Source organism: Peptoniphilus sp. (assembly GCF_050943655.1).
Classification (GTDB): domain Bacteria; phylum Bacillota; class Clostridia; order Tissierellales; family Peptoniphilaceae; genus Peptoniphilus_A.
In genome coordinates, this window is record NZ_JBMNPQ010000031.1 from 1 (window position 1) to 18066 (window position 18066).

Annotated in this window: 17 protein-coding genes; 8 read left to right on the forward strand and 9 right to left on the reverse strand. The window is 35.8% G+C overall.

Annotated features, from left to right (window positions below):
- Window positions 1-76: 76 nt before the first annotated feature.
- On the reverse strand, window positions 77-1414 hold the full coding sequence (rlmD, locus tag ACOX6R_RS04380) for a 23S rRNA (uracil(1939)-C(5))-methyltransferase RlmD (RefSeq protein WP_433447644.1): 1338 nt from the start codon (window positions 1412-1414) through the stop codon (window positions 77-79).
- A gap of 189 nt (window positions 1415-1603) precedes the next feature.
- On the opposite strand from rlmD, the gene ACOX6R_RS04385 reads away from it, so the two are divergent.
- From ACOX6R_RS04385 to ACOX6R_RS04400, 4 genes are all read left to right on the forward strand, one after another.
- Complete coding sequence (locus ACOX6R_RS04385; RefSeq protein ID WP_433447646.1) at window positions 1604-2278, forward strand: Crp/Fnr family transcriptional regulator; 675 nt, start codon at window positions 1604-1606, stop codon at window positions 2276-2278.
- Between the two features lie 8 nt (window positions 2279-2286).
- Window positions 2287-2514 (forward strand): heavy-metal-associated domain-containing protein, encoded by a 228-nt coding sequence (locus ACOX6R_RS04390; RefSeq protein WP_433447648.1) that lies wholly within the window; start codon window positions 2287-2289, stop codon window positions 2512-2514.
- 61 nt (window positions 2515-2575) lie between these two features.
- The gene (locus ACOX6R_RS04395) at window positions 2576-2860 is read left to right on the forward strand and encodes a hypothetical protein (RefSeq protein ID WP_433447650.1); all 285 of its coding nucleotides are present in this window, start codon (window positions 2576-2578) and stop codon (window positions 2858-2860) included.
- A 5-nt stretch (window positions 2861-2865) separates the two neighbouring features.
- Window positions 2866-4716 carry a heavy metal translocating P-type ATPase gene (locus tag ACOX6R_RS04400; RefSeq protein WP_433447652.1) on the forward strand — a complete coding sequence of 617 codons (1851 nt, stop codon included), beginning with the start codon at window positions 2866-2868 and terminating at the stop codon, window positions 4714-4716.
- Window positions 4717-6270: 1554 nt separating this feature from the next.
- Here the strand turns inward: ACOX6R_RS04400 and ACOX6R_RS04405 are convergent.
- From ACOX6R_RS04405 to nadA, 4 genes are read right to left on the reverse strand one after another with little or no spacing between them, the layout of a single operon-like run.
- Window positions 6271-6783: a transcription repressor NadR gene (locus ACOX6R_RS04405; RefSeq protein WP_433447655.1), complete on the reverse strand. Its 513-nt coding sequence runs from the start codon at window positions 6781-6783 to the stop codon at window positions 6271-6273.
- Window positions 6776-7630, reverse strand: coding sequence for a carboxylating nicotinate-nucleotide diphosphorylase (nadC, locus tag ACOX6R_RS04410; protein ID WP_433447658.1), 855 nt, complete (start codon window positions 7628-7630; stop codon window positions 6776-6778). Before nadC ends, ACOX6R_RS04405 begins: the two co-directional genes overlap by 8 nt.
- A complete protein-coding gene (locus ACOX6R_RS04415) occupies window positions 7602-8876 on the reverse strand; it encodes an L-aspartate oxidase (RefSeq protein ID WP_433447660.1) in 1275 nt (424 codons plus the stop codon). The genes nadC and ACOX6R_RS04415 overlap by 29 nt, the downstream gene beginning before the upstream one ends.
- Complete coding sequence (gene nadA / locus ACOX6R_RS04420; protein WP_433447662.1) at window positions 8876-9778, reverse strand: quinolinate synthase NadA; 903 nt, start codon at window positions 9776-9778, stop codon at window positions 8876-8878. Before nadA ends, ACOX6R_RS04415 begins: the two co-directional genes overlap by 1 nt.
- A 364-nt stretch (window positions 9779-10142) precedes the next feature.
- Between nadA and ACOX6R_RS04425 the strand changes: the two genes are divergently transcribed.
- Window positions 10143-11381, forward strand: coding sequence for a YjiH family protein (locus tag ACOX6R_RS04425; protein ID WP_433447664.1), 1239 nt, complete (start codon window positions 10143-10145; stop codon window positions 11379-11381).
- A gap of 53 nt (window positions 11382-11434) precedes the next feature.
- On the opposite strand, the gene ACOX6R_RS04430 is transcribed toward ACOX6R_RS04425, so the two are convergent.
- From ACOX6R_RS04430 to ACOX6R_RS04445, 4 genes are all read right to left on the reverse strand, one after another.
- Window positions 11435-12238 carry a family 1 encapsulin nanocompartment shell protein gene (locus ACOX6R_RS04430; protein WP_433447666.1) on the reverse strand — a complete coding sequence of 268 codons (804 nt, stop codon included), beginning with the start codon at window positions 12236-12238 and terminating at the stop codon, window positions 11435-11437.
- An 11-nt stretch (window positions 12239-12249) separates the two neighbouring features.
- Window positions 12250-12591: an encapsulin-associated ferritin-like protein gene (locus tag ACOX6R_RS04435; RefSeq protein ID WP_433447668.1), complete on the reverse strand. Its 342-nt coding sequence runs from the start codon at window positions 12589-12591 to the stop codon at window positions 12250-12252.
- A gap of 147 nt (window positions 12592-12738) precedes the next feature.
- Window positions 12739-14154, reverse strand: a complete 1416-nt coding sequence (locus ACOX6R_RS04440) for a TraB/GumN family protein (protein ID WP_433447670.1) — start codon at window positions 14152-14154, stop codon at window positions 12739-12741.
- 17 nt (window positions 14155-14171) lie between these two features.
- Window positions 14172-15242 carry a pyridoxal phosphate-dependent aminotransferase gene (locus ACOX6R_RS04445; protein WP_433447672.1) on the reverse strand — a complete coding sequence of 357 codons (1071 nt, stop codon included), beginning with the start codon at window positions 15240-15242 and terminating at the stop codon, window positions 14172-14174.
- Window positions 15243-15402: 160 nt separating this feature from the next.
- On the opposite strand from ACOX6R_RS04445, the gene ACOX6R_RS04450 reads away from it, so the two are divergent.
- The 3 genes from ACOX6R_RS04450 (at window position 15403) to ACOX6R_RS04460 (ending at window position 17900) form a co-directional block, all read left to right on the forward strand.
- Window positions 15403-16404: a threonine aldolase family protein gene (locus tag ACOX6R_RS04450; RefSeq protein ID WP_433447674.1), complete on the forward strand. Its 1002-nt coding sequence runs from the start codon at window positions 15403-15405 to the stop codon at window positions 16402-16404.
- Window positions 16398-17033, forward strand: a complete 636-nt coding sequence (locus ACOX6R_RS04455; RefSeq protein ID WP_433447676.1) for a hemerythrin domain-containing protein — start codon at window positions 16398-16400, stop codon at window positions 17031-17033. Before ACOX6R_RS04450 ends, ACOX6R_RS04455 begins: the two co-directional genes overlap by 7 nt.
- Window positions 17034-17159: 126 nt before the next feature.
- On the forward strand, window positions 17160-17900 hold the full coding sequence (locus ACOX6R_RS04460) for an IclR family transcriptional regulator (protein ID WP_433447678.1): 741 nt from the start codon (window positions 17160-17162) through the stop codon (window positions 17898-17900).
- Window positions 17901-18066 lie beyond the last annotated feature (166 nt).

The following is an 18066-nucleotide window of genomic DNA, read 5'->3' on the forward strand; positions in this document are numbered from 1 at the left end:
CAAAAAACGGTATTTTTTAGCCTGTTTTTGACCCAATTTTCGTACTCAAACCACTACATGTTGTGGTTGACTCCTATTATTCCTTGTCCAAACCACAATACGTCATCAGAATTGCTGCTTCAACGTGATTTGTTCTTGGGAATTGGTCAAGGCCTGTTATTTTCAAAACTTTATATCCTTCTTCTAAAATTTTCTCCAAGTCTTCAGTAAATGTTACTGGGTTGCATGAGATGTAGAGTATTTCTTGAGGATGTCTTTCTAATATTTTTTTGAGCGCCTTTGGGTTTACTCCTTCGCGTGGCGGATCTAAGACGATTACTTCTGCCTCGAATTTAAGGTCGTCAAGTGCTTTTAATACGTCACTTGCGATAAAGTCCACATTCTCTATTGCGTTTAGTTTTGCATTTTCAAAGGCGTCTTTAACTGCACTCTCAACTATTTCAATTCCCACTGCCTTCTTCGCCTTTTGTGCCATAATCTGTGTTATTGTGCCCGTTCCAGAGTAAAGGTCTAGGATATTTTTGTTTTCTATGTCGCCGATAAATTCTTGTGCTATCTTATATAGTGTTTCTGCTGAATAGGAATTTGTTTGGAAGAATGAGAAGGCTCCTATTTTAAATTTAAGCCCCAAAAGTTCTTCCACACAGTAGTCGCGACCGTATAAAATTTCAAATCCTTCGTTTATTATTGCATCAGATAAAGAGTCGTTTGATGTGTGAGTTATTCCGACAATTTTTGCCTCAAGGTCAAGTTTTAAAAGTCCATCTACATAGCCTTCTAAGTCGAGCCCATGATCTTTTACTGTCACAAGATTTATTAAAATCTCGCCGTAATTTGTCCTTCTGATGACGAGGTGTCTCATTGTGCCCTCGTGAGTTCTCCTGTTGTAAAAGGCTTCGTCCTCAAAGTAGTCTCTTGTGAAATACCTTATTTTGTTAAAGTCTTCGTGTACAATTTGGCAGTCTGTCGTGTTTTCTATTTCATAAAATTTGTTCTTTTTGTGAAGTCCAAGAGCGATTGGAGAGCCCTTGTACTCGTCGCCAAAGGTGTACTCCATTTTGTTCCTGTAAGATGTGTAGTGCGAATTTGGTATTAGGTTAAAGTCGAAGTCAAAGCCATTTTCTTTAAATAATTTTTTGAGCATGTCTTCTTTGTACTTCACTTCGTCCTCATAAGTAAGTGTGTCGTAGGCACATCCTCCACATTCAGTGTGAATGCAACCTGGAAGAGTCTCAAGGTCAGATTTTTTAACTACATTTAAAATTTTGCCCTTCTTGCCGCGGCTTCTTTTAACTTCAACAGTCTGTCCGAGGATTCCGCCCTTCACATTTATAACATTATCTTCTATCTGAACTTTATTTTTATTTGGAAAGTTTGCTTCCACAATTTTTCCCACATATATATTTTTCTTCAATTATTTCCCCTACTTCATAGAATTCTTTTTATGTTTTTATAGTATTATAGAATTTATTTCTTTTCAAGCATTGGCATTTTTTAATCTGTCACAATTAATTTAAATTTTAGCAGAAAATCTAAATGTGTGAGTCTGTTCACAGAATTTATTTTTATATATGAGAAAATATAATCAGAAGGTGGGATGGCGATGGAAAATAATAAGATTTGTCATCACGACATGTGCATTGAAAATATAGAAATTTTTAAGGATTTATCTTTGGAGTCAAAAATGGACATTATGTACTTTTCAAATCACAAGAAGTTAAAGGACAAGACGATTTTATACTCTCCAGATGATAAGGTCGATTCAATTCTCGTCGTGAAGAAGGGAAAGTTAAAGTTGTCGAATTATGATGAAAACGGCAAGGAGTATATTTATAAAATTTTAAACGAAAACGACACCTTTGGCGAGGAGCTGATTTTTACAGATGAAAATTACAATATGTATATTGAAAGCATAGGCGATGCTGTAGTCTGCCAAATAACAAAGGACTCACTCGTTCCATACATTATGGAAAAACCAAAATTTGCCAAAAAGCTTATCGAAAACTTGGGCAAAAAGCTAAAGGAGTCCATGACGATAAAGAGCCTGCTCTTTATAAAAGATCCAAAAGAAAGGCTCGAGGGCTATCTAGTAAACAAGTGTGAGGAGACGGGATCTGACACAATAAGGCTAAGCCGTGAGACTATCGGGCGTGAAATCAACCTCTCGCGCGAGACTGTGTCGAAAAAACTTAAAGAAATTGAGCAGGATAAAAATGTGGAGCTCGTAGGTTATAAGGAAATTATTGTTAAAAACAAAGAAAAAATGAAGAAATTTTAGGAGGAATTATGAAAAAAGCAACTATTCAATTAGAAGATTTAGCATGTCCATCATGCGCAGTAAAAATTGAAGCTGCAGTTAAAAGCATAGGTGGAGTGAGTGGCGATAGCACAAAAGTTTTATTTAATGCGAGCAAGGTAAAACTTGAATTTGACGAAGAAAAGACAAGCGTTGCGGAAATTGAAGACGCAATTAAAAACGTGGGGTACGAAGTTAAGAAATCTTCTGTCAGATAATTTTGTTTGAATTTTTCTATGAGTCAAGTACTCAGGATTTTTATTAATTATGGAGGTCATTATGTTAATCAATAAAAATATGGAGAAAAATTTTAAGGAACTTGATATGGTAATGCCAATTGTAAAGAGAGTTCACGGACCACATCATGGTGAAATTTTTGAAGTTTCTGATACTTATGAAACTATTAAAGAAAAAATAAGTCGCGGAGACGATAATCTAGACGATGAACTTAAAAAGCTAAGAGAAATTACAGATAATTACAAAGTTCCGGGAGATGTTTGTGAAACTTACGAAAAAGTTTATAAAGTTTTGGAAGAATTTGATAAATCTTACGAAAACAGGTGATTTTTATGCAAAGATTCGTATTTAAAAACAAAAATAATATTACTTTTTTAAGTGGAATCTTGATCATCATTGGAATTTTAAATCACTTTTTGCTAGGATTTAATAATTTGACGGAAGTTTTATTTATAGTAGCATCTATCATCGGGCTTTTGCCAATTGCAGTGCAGGCCTACGCTTCATTAAAAGTAAAGGTCGTAAGCATCGACGTCCTTGTGACAATTGCAATTGCTGGCGCCTTTGTTATTAAAAATTATGAGGAGTCTGCCATTGTGAGCTTTCTATTCCTCTTCGGCGGATATTTGGAACAGAGAACTTTAAACAAGACTCGCTCTGCAATTAAATCACTTTCAGAAATCGCACCTGACACTGCCTTTAAGCTCACAGAAGATGGCGAATTTATTGAAGTGGACATTGACGATGTGGACATTAGCGACACTTTGATGGTAAAAACTGGCGGCAAAATCCCAGTTGACGGGAGCGTAATTTCGGGAAGTGGCTATGTAAACGAGGCGAGCATAACGGGTGAGTCCGATTATATTGAGAAGGAAAAAGACAGCGAAGTTTTTGCAGGAACGATTTTAGAAAACGGAACTTTGACGATAAGGGCGAATAAAGTTGGGGAAGACACCACTTTTGGCAAAATTATCGAGCTCGTCGAAGAGGCGCAAGATTCAAAATCTGAAGCCGAAAGATTTATCGATAGCTTCTCCAAATACTACACGCCCATAACTCTATTAATCGCAGTGTTGGTATATGTTTTTTCAAAAGATATTGAACTTGCGATAACAGTCCTAGTCTTAGGTTGCCCAGGTGCACTTGTGATTGGCGTTCCCGTGTCAAACGTTGCAGGAATCGGTAACGGTGCGAAAAATGGTGTGCTCCTAAAAGGAAGTGAACTCATAAAAAACTTTTCAAAGGCGGACACATTCATCTTCGACAAGACGGGCACACTAACTATCGGAAAGCCACAAGTAGTGGAGGCAGAATTTTTTGGAGACGAAAAATATATTAAAGACATATTAGTTAGCGTTGAAAGAGAGTCCGACCATCCACTTGCAAATGCAATCGTGAGCGAATACGCTGAAGATAGAAAAATCTATGAAACCTCTAGCACAGATGTAGTAAAGGGCGGCGGAATCGAGGCAGAAGTCGATGCGAAAAATATTTTAATCGGCAATTTGAATTTAATGGAGAGCAAAAATGTAGAAATAAATGAAGAAATAAAGAGATTGTTAGAAAAATATGAAAGTGACGGAAATTCCATCATTCTAGTAGCAATAGATAAAAAACTTAGCGCCATAATTGGAATAAGAGATAGAGCAAGAGCCGGCGCAAAAGAAGAACTTCAAAAATTAAGAGAACTCGGTGCAAAAAATCTCATCATATTTTCTGGAGACAACCAGGGCTCTGTCGAAACGATAAAAAACGAGTTGGGCCTTAGCGAGGCGCACGGCAACATGCTGCCAGAGGATAAGGCAAACTTCGTCAAGAAGATGAAAGATGAGGGTCACATCGTATCCTTTGTTGGTGATGGCATTAACGACAGCCCTTCCCTTGCACTTTCAGATGTGGCAATAGCCATGGGTAAAGGGACAGATGTGGCAATTGAAGTCTCAGACGTTGTTCTCATGAATTCAGATATAAGAAGGCTCCCTCACGCATATGGACTTGCCAAAAAGACTTATGGCAATATGATTCAAAATATCGTAATCGCCGTTGGAGTTGTAATATTTCTTCTAGCATCACTAGTATTTAGCAGTTGGATGAACATGTCGATTGGAATGTTTGTCCACGAGGCGAGCATACTGGCAGTAATACTAAATGGAATGAGACTTATAAATTATAAACTTAGATGAATTTATATTAGAGTGGGCTTAAAAGATGAAGATGCCCCTTTGGGCGTCATCTTGAACAAGGGAGGAGCTACGCGACGACGGAGCCGAAGGATCTGTAGGGTTATGGTGGCAATGTGAGGTCGTTTTATTGATGAAAAGTTTTGGAGTAATTCTCCGTTACATTCTTGCTTTAAAACGATTAGTTCTCGCTCGAATGCTTTGCAGATCCCTCGACTAACGCTCGGGATGACAGGGTGTAGGGGCGTCATCCTGAGCAAACGAAGTGAGTCGAAGGATCTGTAGGGTTATGGTGGCGATGTGTGGTCGTTTTATTGAGAAAGAGTTCTGGGGTGTTTCTCCTTTACGCTATTTCTTTAAAACGATAAGTTCTCGCTCGAATGCCTTGCAGATCTTTCGACTCGAGCAAAGCTCTCGCTCAAGATGACGGAGTGTAGGGGTGTCATCCTGAGCGAAACGGAAGGCGAAGCCTGAAGTGGAGTCGAAGGATCTGTAGATGGTAGGGAGCGATGTGTTGTCGTCTTAACCAAACTGTGTTTTTGAGTGACTCTCCTTTACGCTATTTCTTTAAGACGATAAGTTCTCGCTCGAATGCTTTGCAGATCCCTCGACTCGCGCTCGGGATGACGAGTAAGAGGTGACGACAGGTGTTTAGGCTGTTTGCCGAGGGGTTTTGTTACTCCTTGATGTTATTTTTTTAAAACGATTAGTTCTCGCTATATTACTTTGCAGATCCCTCAACTGACGCTCGGGATGACGGGGTGTGGGGGTTATGACTTGTGAAGTACGTGATTTTTCCAAAAGCTTTCCAAATTCTTTATAAATAGAAAAAAGGATATGTCAGGGGAACGTTACTTGGCCTAGCGGCCTTGAGCGGTTCCTCTGACATACCTTTTTTCGTTTATTTTATTCTTTATTTTTATGATTCTCCTATACACTATTTCTTAAAAACGATTAGTTCTCGCTCGAATGCTTTGCAGATTCTTCGACTCGCACTACGTGCTCGCTCAGAATGACGAGTGGGGATTTTTTCATTAAGACGATAGACTGTTTCTACGGAAGGTGCCGATCCCTCGACTAACGCTCGGGATGACAGGTGGGGGGGTTTTTCATTAAAATGATAAGGTTGTTTCCTCACAAGGTACAAATCCTTAACTAATCATCTTAATAACGGAAAACTTCACAATTATACACAATAAACTATTTTCTGTTGTTATAACAACGGTATTATTTTTCTAATTATTATATTCTAAATATGGGCAGAAAAGATGATGTTGTTTAGACGGAGGAAGTTATGCTTTATAATCCAAAGACTTGTCCATGTCTCAATGTTAAATGTGATCTTTATAAAAACTGCAAGGAATGTATTAAAAGACACCATTCATCTAGTAAGTACCCGATGACTGCTTGTGAAATTTGCGAAAAAGAAGGGTGCGATAAGGCGCATCCGGGTATTTATTTTAAGGATAATTAGTCAAAACCCCATTCAAAATCCTTAGGTTTTAAAGTTCTAAGAAAGAAACTGACCCCATTTTAATTGGAGTCAGTTTTTTTCATTCATTCTTTAATTATTATTCCTAGTTTTTCCCAGGCTTCTTCCACTTCGTCTAAGGTCTCTACTGTATCTGCCTCAACTAAGTGGTAGTGGTAGTCGTCAGTTATTCTTTTTAGCGGACGGCTCACTCCAGATTCAATTCTCTTTATCAAATCTTTTACGTCTTTTCGCGATTTTATGTTGAGTTCTGCTTCGATTTTTCCATATGCCTTGTGCCACACAAATACATTTACTACTTCTGCTCCAAGGTCAACTGCCGCGTTTAGTTCTTTTTCTATTTCGTCGTCTCTGTGCGATACTTTAAGGACGCGACTCGGTCTTTTGTTATCGAAGAGCTTGTAGCCTCTATTTGTTGAAATTATTTTGTAATTTTCAGCCTTTAGTATGGCAATATCTTGTACTATTACCTGCCTTGATACGTCAAAATTTTCTGCCAAGACGCTGCCGCTTATTGGCACATCGCTTTTATTTAGGATTTCTATTATTTGTTTTCTTCTCTTTTCAGTTTCATTCATTTACATACCTCAGATTTTTCATGGAGAGGTCTAGGACATCTGCTGCATAAATCATGGAGCCACTAGAGATGTAGTCAATGGCAAGACCTCTGTAATTTGCAATGTTTTGAAGGTCGATGTTTCCCGATACTTCAATAATCGCCCTTTTATTTATTATAGCAGAAGCTTCTTTTATTTTGTCAATATCCATGTTATCGAGCATTATTATGTCTGCGCCATGTTCTACTGCTTCTCTTACCATGTCGAGGTCTTCTACTTCAACTTCAATTTTTTTGATAAATGGTGAGTATTCTCTAACCATTTCGATTGCAGCCTTTACTGATCCTGCTGCGGCAATGTGGTTGTCCTTAAGGAGCACTCCGTCGCTTAGGTTAAATCTGTGGTTATTTGCTCCACCGATGTTTACGGCATATTTTTCGAATATTCTCATGTTTGGTGTCGTCTTTCTTGTGTCCAAGATTTTTATGTTTTCATCACCAAGGGCTTCAATCATCTTGCGCGCGTTTGTTGCAATTCCGCTCATTCTCTGCAAGTAATTTAGTGCAAGGCGCTCTCCTGTTAGGAGTGTAGCGATATTTGCTTCTACTTCAAGGACTTTGTCGCCCTTTTTAACTTCGTCGCCCTCTTCTTTATAGTCTGTGAATTTTACATCTCTATCAATTAATTCAAATACTCTTTTAAACACGAAGAGTCCTGCCAATATTCCGTCTTCTTTTGCAAGTAATGTGACTCTTGCTATTTTATCTGTTTTATAAATTGCATTTGTCGACACGTCTTCGTAATTTATGTCCTCTTTTAGAGCTTCTAATATGTATTCGTCAATTTGAAAGTTCTTTATTCTTTGCATCTAAATCCATCCTCATTCTAATCATGTTGCACTCTTCTTCGTAGCTCATTAGGTCACTATAATCTGCGTCAACTTCTTCTATTTCAATTTTACTGTCATTAATTGATCTTGCAGCCCTTGTGCCATAAACTACACTTTCAAGAAGTGAATTGCTTGCAAGTCTATTTTTGCCGTGAACTCCAGTTGATGCAACTTCTCCAACTGCGTATAAGTTCTTTGCACTTGTCTTTCCATCAAGGTCAACTTTTATTCCTCCCATTGTGTAATGTGCTGCTGGCACAATTGGAACCGGTTCTTTGTATGGGTCGATGTCAATTTCTATGAGCTTTTTGTAAATATTTGGAAATCTCTCTTTGATGTCAGTTTCGATGACACTCATGTCGAGGTACTCATAATCTGATTTGTCCTTTTCCATTTCTTTAAGTATTGCACTCGATACGATGTCTCTTGGCTTTAGTTCGTCTGTGAAACGCTCATGTTTTTGGTTTAAAAGGTGACCCCCCTCGCCACGAACGGCTTCACTTACGAGAAACCTTCTATCGTCGCTGTCTTCATAGAGTGCAGTTGGGTGAATTTGCACATAAGATATGTCGCGAAGGTCTATGCCATGCTTTATGGCAAGGGCAATTCCGTCGCCCTTTATGTGTGAGAAGTTAGTGGTATTTTTGTAAATTCCGCCCATTCCGCCCGTTGCAAGTACAGTTACTCCTGCATAAATCTTGTAGTCTTTATCTTTAGATTTTGCATATATTCCGTAGCATTTGTTGTCTAAAATGAGTAGGTCCTCCATTTTAGCGTTTGTAATTATCTCGATATTTTTTCTCTTTTTAGTTTCTGCTATTAGTGCATTCATTATGCACTCGCCTGCAATGTCGTCGCAGTATGCGATTCTATTTGTGCTGTGACCGCCCTCTTTTGTGAAGAGTATCTCGCCATCTTCGCGGTTAAAGTCCACATTGTTTTCAACCAAAAACTTAAGTGCATCTTCAGACTCGTCGACCAAAACTTCAACAGCTTCTTTTATATTTTCGTAGTGACCAGCCTTCATTGTGTCCTCGATAAAGGTTTCTCTATCACTTTCTCCTTTTCTGATTGAGATTCCGCCTTGAGCGAGGTAGGAATTGCTGTCCTCAAGCTCCTTTTTTGTGATTAAAATTATTTTTTTGTCGCTGTCTATATTTAAGGCACAAGAAAGTCCCGCAACTCCAGATCCAATTATTACCACATCTGATTTTAAAATTTCCATTATTTTGCTCCTAGCTTTAACATTCTTTCAAGAGGCACAATTGCCTTTTTTGCAATTTCTTTGTCAACTTCCACTTCGTTTTCTGAAAATTCCAATGTGTGGATTAATTTCTCCATTGTTAAAAGCTTCATGTCATCACAGATAAAGTCGTCAATGTAATAAAAAGTTTTTTCGGGATATAGTTCACTTAGTTTACTTGAAATGCCCTTTTCAGTCACGATTATAAATTCGTGAGAGTCACTATCTGCTTCAAGTATTATTCCCTTAGTGCTTCCAACAAAGTCAGCTAGCTCGATTACTTCAGACTTGCATTCTGGATGGGCAAGGACTTTAGCATTAGGGTGCTCTTTTTTTAATTTTTTTACAACATCAGCACTAACTTTATCGTGCACAGGACAGCATCCGTCGTTTAAGATAATATTTTTATCTTGAACGTTCTTTGCAATGTATGAGCCGAGATTTCTATCTGGCACAAAGAATATGTTTTTCTCAGGAAGGCTTTCGATTATCTTTAGTGCATTTGATGATGTTACGCACACGTCGCAGTGCGCCTTAATCTTTGCACTTGAATTTATGTAGCATACGACAGCTATATCTTCATTCTCGCTTCTTACTCTTTCAATTTCATCTACTGTAATCATATCAACCATTGGGCATGATGCACATTTGTCGACGAGTAGAACTTTTTTGTCGGGATTTAGGATTTTGACACTTTCTGCCATAAAATAAACTCCCGCCATAACTATTGTTTTGTTCTCTAGCTTCTCAGCAGTCTGTGCCAAGAAAAATGAGTCGCCAACGAAGTCAGCCACTTTTTGAATTTCTCCGTCCACATAGTAGTGGGCAAGTATTACTGCGTCCGTTTCTTCTTTTAATTTTTGTAATTTTTCTAAATTGTTCACAACTTTCCCCCAGTACAAAATATAAATAGTAGTATAGCACAGTAAATGTTTACTGACAAGACAGTTGTTATTACAACTGTAGTTTTAATTTTAAATTCGCTTAAGGGCTTTTAAATTTTTAAATAAAGAGAGACTTTTTTATTTTTTATGACGTGTGAAATAGAGAAGTAATGCACATTATTCAAATAGAACATATGAATAACTATGCTTTTAATAAAGATTGTGGTATAATAATCCTGGTCGTGTATTATCAGACTAAAATTTAATAGTTTAAGGAGGAATATTAATGGAAGGAAGCACTAAGAAGAACTAAAATTCCAAAGACGTAGCTATATTCTTATTATATGCAATTTTCGGGATTTTCATGTTCTTTATTCCTATCACTATTGGTGAAAAGAGTACAATTCCTATTGACCACATCACCAATTTCGTAAAAACGATTCCAAATTACAATTTCTTTTTTGGAATCTTTATGGTAACTGCGGGGGTAATTTATGCAGTTAAGACAAAGGGATGGCAAGGTGGAACTTTAAATGCAGTTTTCTTTGTATTAAAGCTTACAAGTATCATCTTTATGTTTATGTTCATAACTAATAAAGGTCCTGCGAGATTTTTTGACGGCGACATGCTTCCAATGATTTGGAACGGAATTATGGTTTCTGTAACTACAATCGTTCCTATTGGATCAGTGTTCTTGGCTTTTCTTACAGGTTTTGGATTAATGGAATTTATTGGGGTATTTATGGAACCTGTTATGAGACCAATCTTCAAAACTCCAGGTAAATCTGCAGTCGACGCAGTTGCATCTTTTGTTGGTTCATACTCACTTGCACTTTTAATTACAAATAGAGTTTATAAAGAAGATTATTATACTACAAAAGAAGCAGCAATTATTGCAACAGGATTTTCTACTGTTTCTGCAACATTTATGGTAATCGTTGCCAACACACTTGATATAATGGATCACTGGCTATCATATTTCTGGATTACTCTACTTGTAACATTCATAGTAACAGCAATCACTACAAGAATTTTCCCACTTTCTAAAAAACCAGAAGTTTATTATTCTGGCAAAGTTAAGGAAAAAGATGTTAAAAAGAAAGTTACATTTAAAGACGCAGTTAACGCTGGTATGACATCTTACAAGGAGTCTGGATCACTTCCATCAGTTATTAAATCCAACTTCATCGACGGATTTAAGATGGCACTTAACATTGCACCATCTCTACTTGGAATTGGTATGATCGGACTTATACTTGCAAACTACACACCAATTTTTGATATTATCGGATACATCTTCTATCCATTTACAATGCTAGTTAGAATGCCTGAGCCAATGATTACAGCAAAAGCACTTGCTCTTTCAATAGCAGAGATGCTTCTACCTGCACCAATCATTGCAGCAGGAAACTTCGATATAATTACAAGAATGCTTGTTGCAGTTGTTTCTGTATCTGAAATTCTATTCTTCTCAGCATCTATTCCATGTATCATGGGTACTGATATTCCTATCAAGTTCTCAGACTACATCATTATTTGGATTGAGAGGGTAATCTTAAGTATAGTTATTACTGCTCCAATACTTTTCTTAGTATTTGGTTAATTTAAATTAAAAAAAGTCGAAGGGCAAAACCCCTCGACTTTATTTTTTTATTTTTATAATTTATAAGAAACTACTTTGTCTTCATCTAATACTCTAAATGTGAAAGATTCAGATACAAATAGTCCAACATTTTGTGGATCTTCTTTTTCATATCCTATAGAAAAATCATGTCCCAAAGTAAATTCAAAATCTTCATCTTTGTGCGGAATCATTATTGCGCCTTTGCATGCTTTAGAAAGTATTATATCTCCTCCGATAATTTTTTTTACCACATCAAGAAGATATACTCCGCCTTCGATTTTATTTATAAGATTATAAGCTTCTTCAGATACTATTAAGTCATAAGGACCTTTTGCATAAGAATATTTTAAATCAGTTGCTCCTTGTCCAATATTTTTTAGAATAGTGTTTGTTTCTTTTCCAAAAGAATATTGGTGAGAAGCTGCATCATGTAGTCCAACTATTTCGTCCTTGTAACCATTAAAGATTACATCATCTTCAAATAATGCAAGCTTTTCGCATGCTTCTTCTAAGTTGTCAAGATCTGCATCTTTAGCACCGCGGTCGATATTGTCAAGTTCCCAGCGGTCTAGGTTAAAGCTAACTCTAGCTTCTATTAGGCTTTTTAATTCGTACTTGCCAGTGCAAATATCAGATACATTTTTATCAGATTCTACGTCTTTTATTAAATCAAGTCTGCCACAGTTAACTGCTGCATAGTCCCAACCCTTTGGGCCAATAACACTTAGAGCTTTTCTTGCGTTTAAAGTGTTTACAAAAACGTCTTTTGCTGTTTCGTCTATCTCTTGCCAAGCATCATTAGATATTGGTGCCAGGTTTCTCTTTAATATATTCATAAATCCTCCTATTAAAGTTCTCCAATTCCAAGATCTTTATCTTCTTCTTTTGATTCTCCTTCGGCATTTTCTTCAGCTTCCATGATTGAGCCTTCAGTAAATAGATATGTTTTCATTTGGTCGTCCCATCCGTCTTGGTTGCGACGAAGCCACTCAAGAGTCATAATGGCATGTTCCATTTCTTCAACGGCATTGTGCCACAAGATTTCTTTTAAATCTTCCGAAGTTGTAACTTCAACTCTTTCTGTGTACCATAAAACTGCTTCAACTTCTTCAGCAAAACTATTTAGTGCACGAATAATATCTCTTGTGCCTTCGCTCATTTCGCGTGCGGGTTCATGATAATCTGACATAAAATCCTCCTTAATTTTTGTAGTTTGTTATTTGTCCTACTCTACACTTACCCGTAAATAGCAAGATAACACTTTTATTTTATAAAGTAAGTGAAAAAAGTATAAAAAATTGCAATAAAAAAGACAGGTTTCCCTGTCAATTTATAATTATACAGTTTTTCGAACTACATTATATCCCATATTCTTTAGGATTCCCGTTACAGAATTTGTTGGAACAAGGTGAGCTGATCCGACTAAGATAAAATATGTGTTTTTGCCATCTTCTTTAAGAAGAGCGTCAATTTTTTTCGCCATATTTTTGTCCCTCTCACTAGTTAAGGCTTCGCTAAATTCTTTTTGTGCGCCGATACCCCCTGTAGTTAAGTATAGAAGCGTATTGTCGTCGCCATCAATCCATGCGTTAATTAAATTGTCGATTGATCTATCCATATTTGTGTAGCCATTTTGTTCGATTTCGTTAACGAGCCCCTTAATCATTTCAATATATGCTTCTTTGTTAAAATCGGCAAGGACCTGAGACTGATAATCCACAGTCTCTAGCTGATCAATTGGAATATTATTTACTAGAGCTTGTGACAAAAAGTAGGACTCAACGCCATAAGCTGCGTGAGCAATGGACTTGTTGGGATTGTTTGAAAGATTGTTGTAAACTGCCCAAGGTCTAAGCTTTTTTATATTTTCTTCAGGAACGCCGTTATTTTCAAAAATCTTTACAACTCTATTGTATAAATCTTCTCCCAAATCTTCTTTTAGAAGTCCCTCTTCGTCGTAATATGCCTTTTTGTTGGCAGCTTCAATCTCATCTTTTTTTGTGAGGTCAATTTCCATATAAATCTTTGAAGATTTTTTTAAGGAATTAAGTATTTCACGACTGACAGGATACATCTTTGTAGCTCCAACGTGGACGGAACCGAGCATGTAGACTGTGTTATTTTTATTTTTAACTTCGTAGAAAAATCCCTTAGAAGTGAGGTTTTCTTTTTCGAGTTTATTTGATACTGCCCTTTTATAAAGTGCAAGCATCTCTTGCAGTGGTATGTCTGTGTTTAGGTAGTCGTCATCAACAAGACCCCTAAAGATTTTTTTATCCTGCAAGTTTTTTATTTTGTGCTCGTCCTTAAGTAGTGCAGAAATTGACTTTAATGTCTCGAGCCTTGTCGTGTTTTTAAATTCAAAGTTTCCAGTTTCTATTCCAGCTTGAGCAAGCTTTTCTTTTGATAATTTAAAAACTGTGTTTAAATCTTCTATTGTGGCAGGCGACTTAAAGTTTTCATCTGGATTTAATCTCTCAATTGGAAAAATTCCCATAAACTGAACTTCGTTTAGTTCTTTAATTGCCCAAGGGCTGTAATTTTCGATTTGTTTTTTTGGAGAATTTGTCTCTCCCGCGCTAACTTCTTCGATGGAGCGTATTTTTTCGCCTAAGCTACTTTTTTCACTGACATCTCTTGTATTTATTTCATCATTTTGCAAGATTACGTCTTCTGGTACTGTTGCAAAAACGGGGCTTAAAAGCGTGGGAATTATAAGTAATGCTGTGAGTAATTTTTTGATATTTTTCATAAATCCTCCCTTCGATATTAATTAAATATATCTTTAAGATTTTTAATCAGCTTTTCATTTTCCTTGTCTGTAAGAATGCATACCCTAAAATAAGAGTCGTCTAAACCCTTAAAAGTTTTGCAATCTCTAACTATCATAAGCTCCTGTGAAAGTTTTTCACGAAGAGCAGTCGAACTTATATTGCTGTGAATTTTAACAAGTATAAAGTTTCCCATTGACTCAATTGGTTCGAGTCCATTAATTTTACCCAGTTCTTTAAATAGATAATCTCTTCTTGTTTTTATAAAATTAAAAACTTCTCTGTGATAGTCAATGTCACTAAACATAACTTGTCCGCACATGTCGGCGACAGAATTAATCTGCCAAAGAGTTTCTTTATCTTTAAAACTTTTGATGAGTGCTCTATCGCTTGTTATTCCATAACCAAGCCTTATGCCGGGAAGGGAGAAAAATTTTGATGTGCCTCTTGTTACTAGGAGATTGTCGTATTTTTTTGTGAGAGAACCAGATGAGAAAACTTCTTGGTCGCAGAACTCTGTGTAAGTCTCATCGACAATTAATTTCACATCAGTCTCTTTTAAAATCTTCTCAATCTCATGCCTTTTAAGAGCAGTTCCCGTAGGATTATTTGGATTTGCAAAGACAAATAAATTTATGTCATTGTCCTTAATATAAGAAATAATTTCATCCACATGGATTTTAAACTTATCTTCATACTTTAGATTAAAGTGGAAAATATTTGAATTAATCTTTTTAAGCTCCTCTTCGTATTCGCTATAACATGGGCTTAAAATCATTGAGTTCTTGGGAGAATAGTACCCTACACTTGACTTTAAAATTTCTGTCGCGCCAAGTCCAAGAACAATGTCATCCTCATTTGCCTTGTTGTAAGTCGCAATGGACTTTCTAAGCTCCACATACTCTGGATCGGGGTATGTGAAGAGTAAATTCAAATTGTCTTTTATATAATTTAGAGTCTTCTTGCTTGCGCCGAGGGGATTGATATTTGATGAAAAATCTGAAATTTCCAAAACATCAATGTTTCTCTCTCTTGCAATCTCAAAAACATTAGCACCGTGAGCTTTCATATACACCTCTTAAAGGCATTCGCCTTGTAATTTTAAAATTAATAACTTCGTAGTTTTACGAATTTTTGATACAATTATTAATACAATTGTACAGTAAATTAAAAAATAAATAAAGGTATAATGGTCCCTGCTTTGGGTATTATGAGTAAAGAGGTGCAATATGAATAATTTTTTAAACGATTACAAAGATTTTGGAAACAGAGAAATCTATGAAAAAATCGAAAAAATCTTTGATAAAAACACATCTGGTTACGGAAAAGATGAAATATCAGATAGAGCTCGCGAGCTTTTGAAAAAAGAAATAAAAAGAGACTGCGACATCGAATTTATATCTGGCGGAACGGCAGCAAATATTTTGGCAACAACATTTAACCTAAGGCCCTACGAGGCAGTCCTATCAGCACAAACTGGCCACATCACTCACCACGAAACAGGTTCAGTTGAAGCAACAGGGCACAAAGTTGTCACAATAAATACAGAAGACGGCAAGCTAAAGCCTGAAAAAATTAAGGAGCTTTTGGACAGTCAGTCAGAAGAAATAGACGTAGAAATAAAATTAATCTACATCTCAAACACAACAGAAGTTGGAACAGTCTACACACTTGATGAAATAAAAGAAATCTACGAGCTTGCAAAAGAAAATAATTTATACCTATACATCGACGGAGCAAGAATTGCCCACGCTATGGCAGCATCGGGAGTAAAACTTTCTGAAATAGCAGAAAACTGCGACATATTCTCCCTTGGAGGAACAAAAAACGGTGCAATATTTGGCGAGGCAATGATAATTTTAAACGACGATCTTAAAAAGAATTTCAGATCTTACATGAAACAAAGAGGAGCCATGATGGCAAAATCTTTCTTAATCGGAATATCTTTTGAGACGCTTTTTGAAGACGGACTTTATTACAGAAATGCAGATCACGCATACAAAATGAGCAGAATCTTGGTAGAAGGCTTAAAAGAAATAGGAAGAGAGCCACTATTTGGCGAGTCAAACCAAGTATTTATAAAATCGAGTCCAGAAGAAATCGAAAAATTATCAGAAGAAAATATATTTGAAGTGGATAACAAAAAAGAATCCATAATAAGACTTGTGACAGATTACAGAACATCTGAAGAAGAAATAAAAGGATTTATAGAGGGGATGAAGAAATGCTAAACAGAACAATGACAGTAGAAGAAGCAGCAATGAGAAACAAAAACGTGATACCAAAACTTATAGAACTTGGAATCGATTACGACATGGTTGCAACAGAAAAAATCGAGCCAGTGTTAAAAGAAAACGACATTAGTTTCGAAGACTTTCAAGAAATGATTGGCGAAACAAATATCTACGCTGACCTAGACAAGTACAAAGACTACACAAAAGAAGAACTAATTAAGATGATAGTTACAAAAATTCACCCAAAAGAATTATCATTAATAGAAGAAATTGACAACGGATTTTCAAAATCAATCAAAAAATATTACAGAGAGTGCGGAGAGCAACTTTTCGTAATATATGAAATAGTGCTACTAATAAAAGCAGAGCTCGTTAGTCACTTCTCAAGCGAAGAAGAATACGAATTTAAAGAGGCACTAAAAAATAAAGACGTGGACTACGAAAACCTAATAGCAGAACACGAAAAAATAATAGGACTCTTCGACAGGATCAAAGTATTGACACATTCCTATAACCTAAACCTAGATATAGAAGAAGTAAAAGAAATCGAAGCAAAAATGAAAGAACTAGACATACACTCAAGAAGACATATATATATCGAAAACGAAATATTGTTTAAAATGTAAGGTATAAGCGGTGCAAAGTTGCATCGCTTTTTTAATGTTATAAGTTATTATTTAATTAACAATTATTAAATTTGCTTTTCTGTTATAATTATTGTAGATATATTACAAATTAACTAGAGGAGCAAGATGAAAAAATTAAGATCGACAGACAATGTTGTTAAGATTTTATTTCTGCTTAGAGACTCAGAAGAGCCATTGGGGCTTACTGATATAAGTAACATGACAGAAATAAACAAAAGCACTGTCTATAATATATTGAGCACTTTAATGTTTTACAATTTAATTAGCAAAGATGAAATTACTAAAAAATACAGCTTGGGAGTAGGTGTTCTGGGACTAAGTACAAAAGTTTTAAACAGATTAGACATTCGAAGTATAGCTAGGCCTTTTATGAATGAGCTTGCTACAAAAACTCATTCAACTGTAACTCTTGGTATCGCAAATAATAATAAATTTATCTTTATTGAACGAATAGATGGCGTTGAAAATGTTAGATTTTTCTGTGATATAGGTAAATCCGTAAACTTTTTTGAAGGAGCTGCTTCGAAAGCGTATTATGCATTCGCTGAGCCTGATTTGCAAAAAAATACAATAGATAAAGTAAAAATTAAACACCCAAATTTTGACGAAGAGGTAGAAGAAATAATAAAAAATGGTTATTCAACAAGTAACGAAGAGGTTGATAAAGGAGTAAAAGCTTTTGGAGCTCCAATTTTTAATCATGAAAATAAAGTTGTTGCAGGTATCGCAATAGCTAATATAAGTTCTTTATTAGATAAGAAACTTGAAGCGATAAACATATCTTATTTATTAGATATTAGTAAAAAAATATCAGAAAACTTAGGAGCAGATATAAACTCCTTATAAAAAACAATATGTAAATTATAAAATTCCCTTAGTTTTAAATATGGGAATTTTTTATTTGAAAAATAATCGACTACTCGTTTATTAATTTTATAAAAACATTTCCAATATTCATCACTTTATCAAGAAAAACTGTTGACTTGTTTTTTGGAAAAGAATATAATAGTCT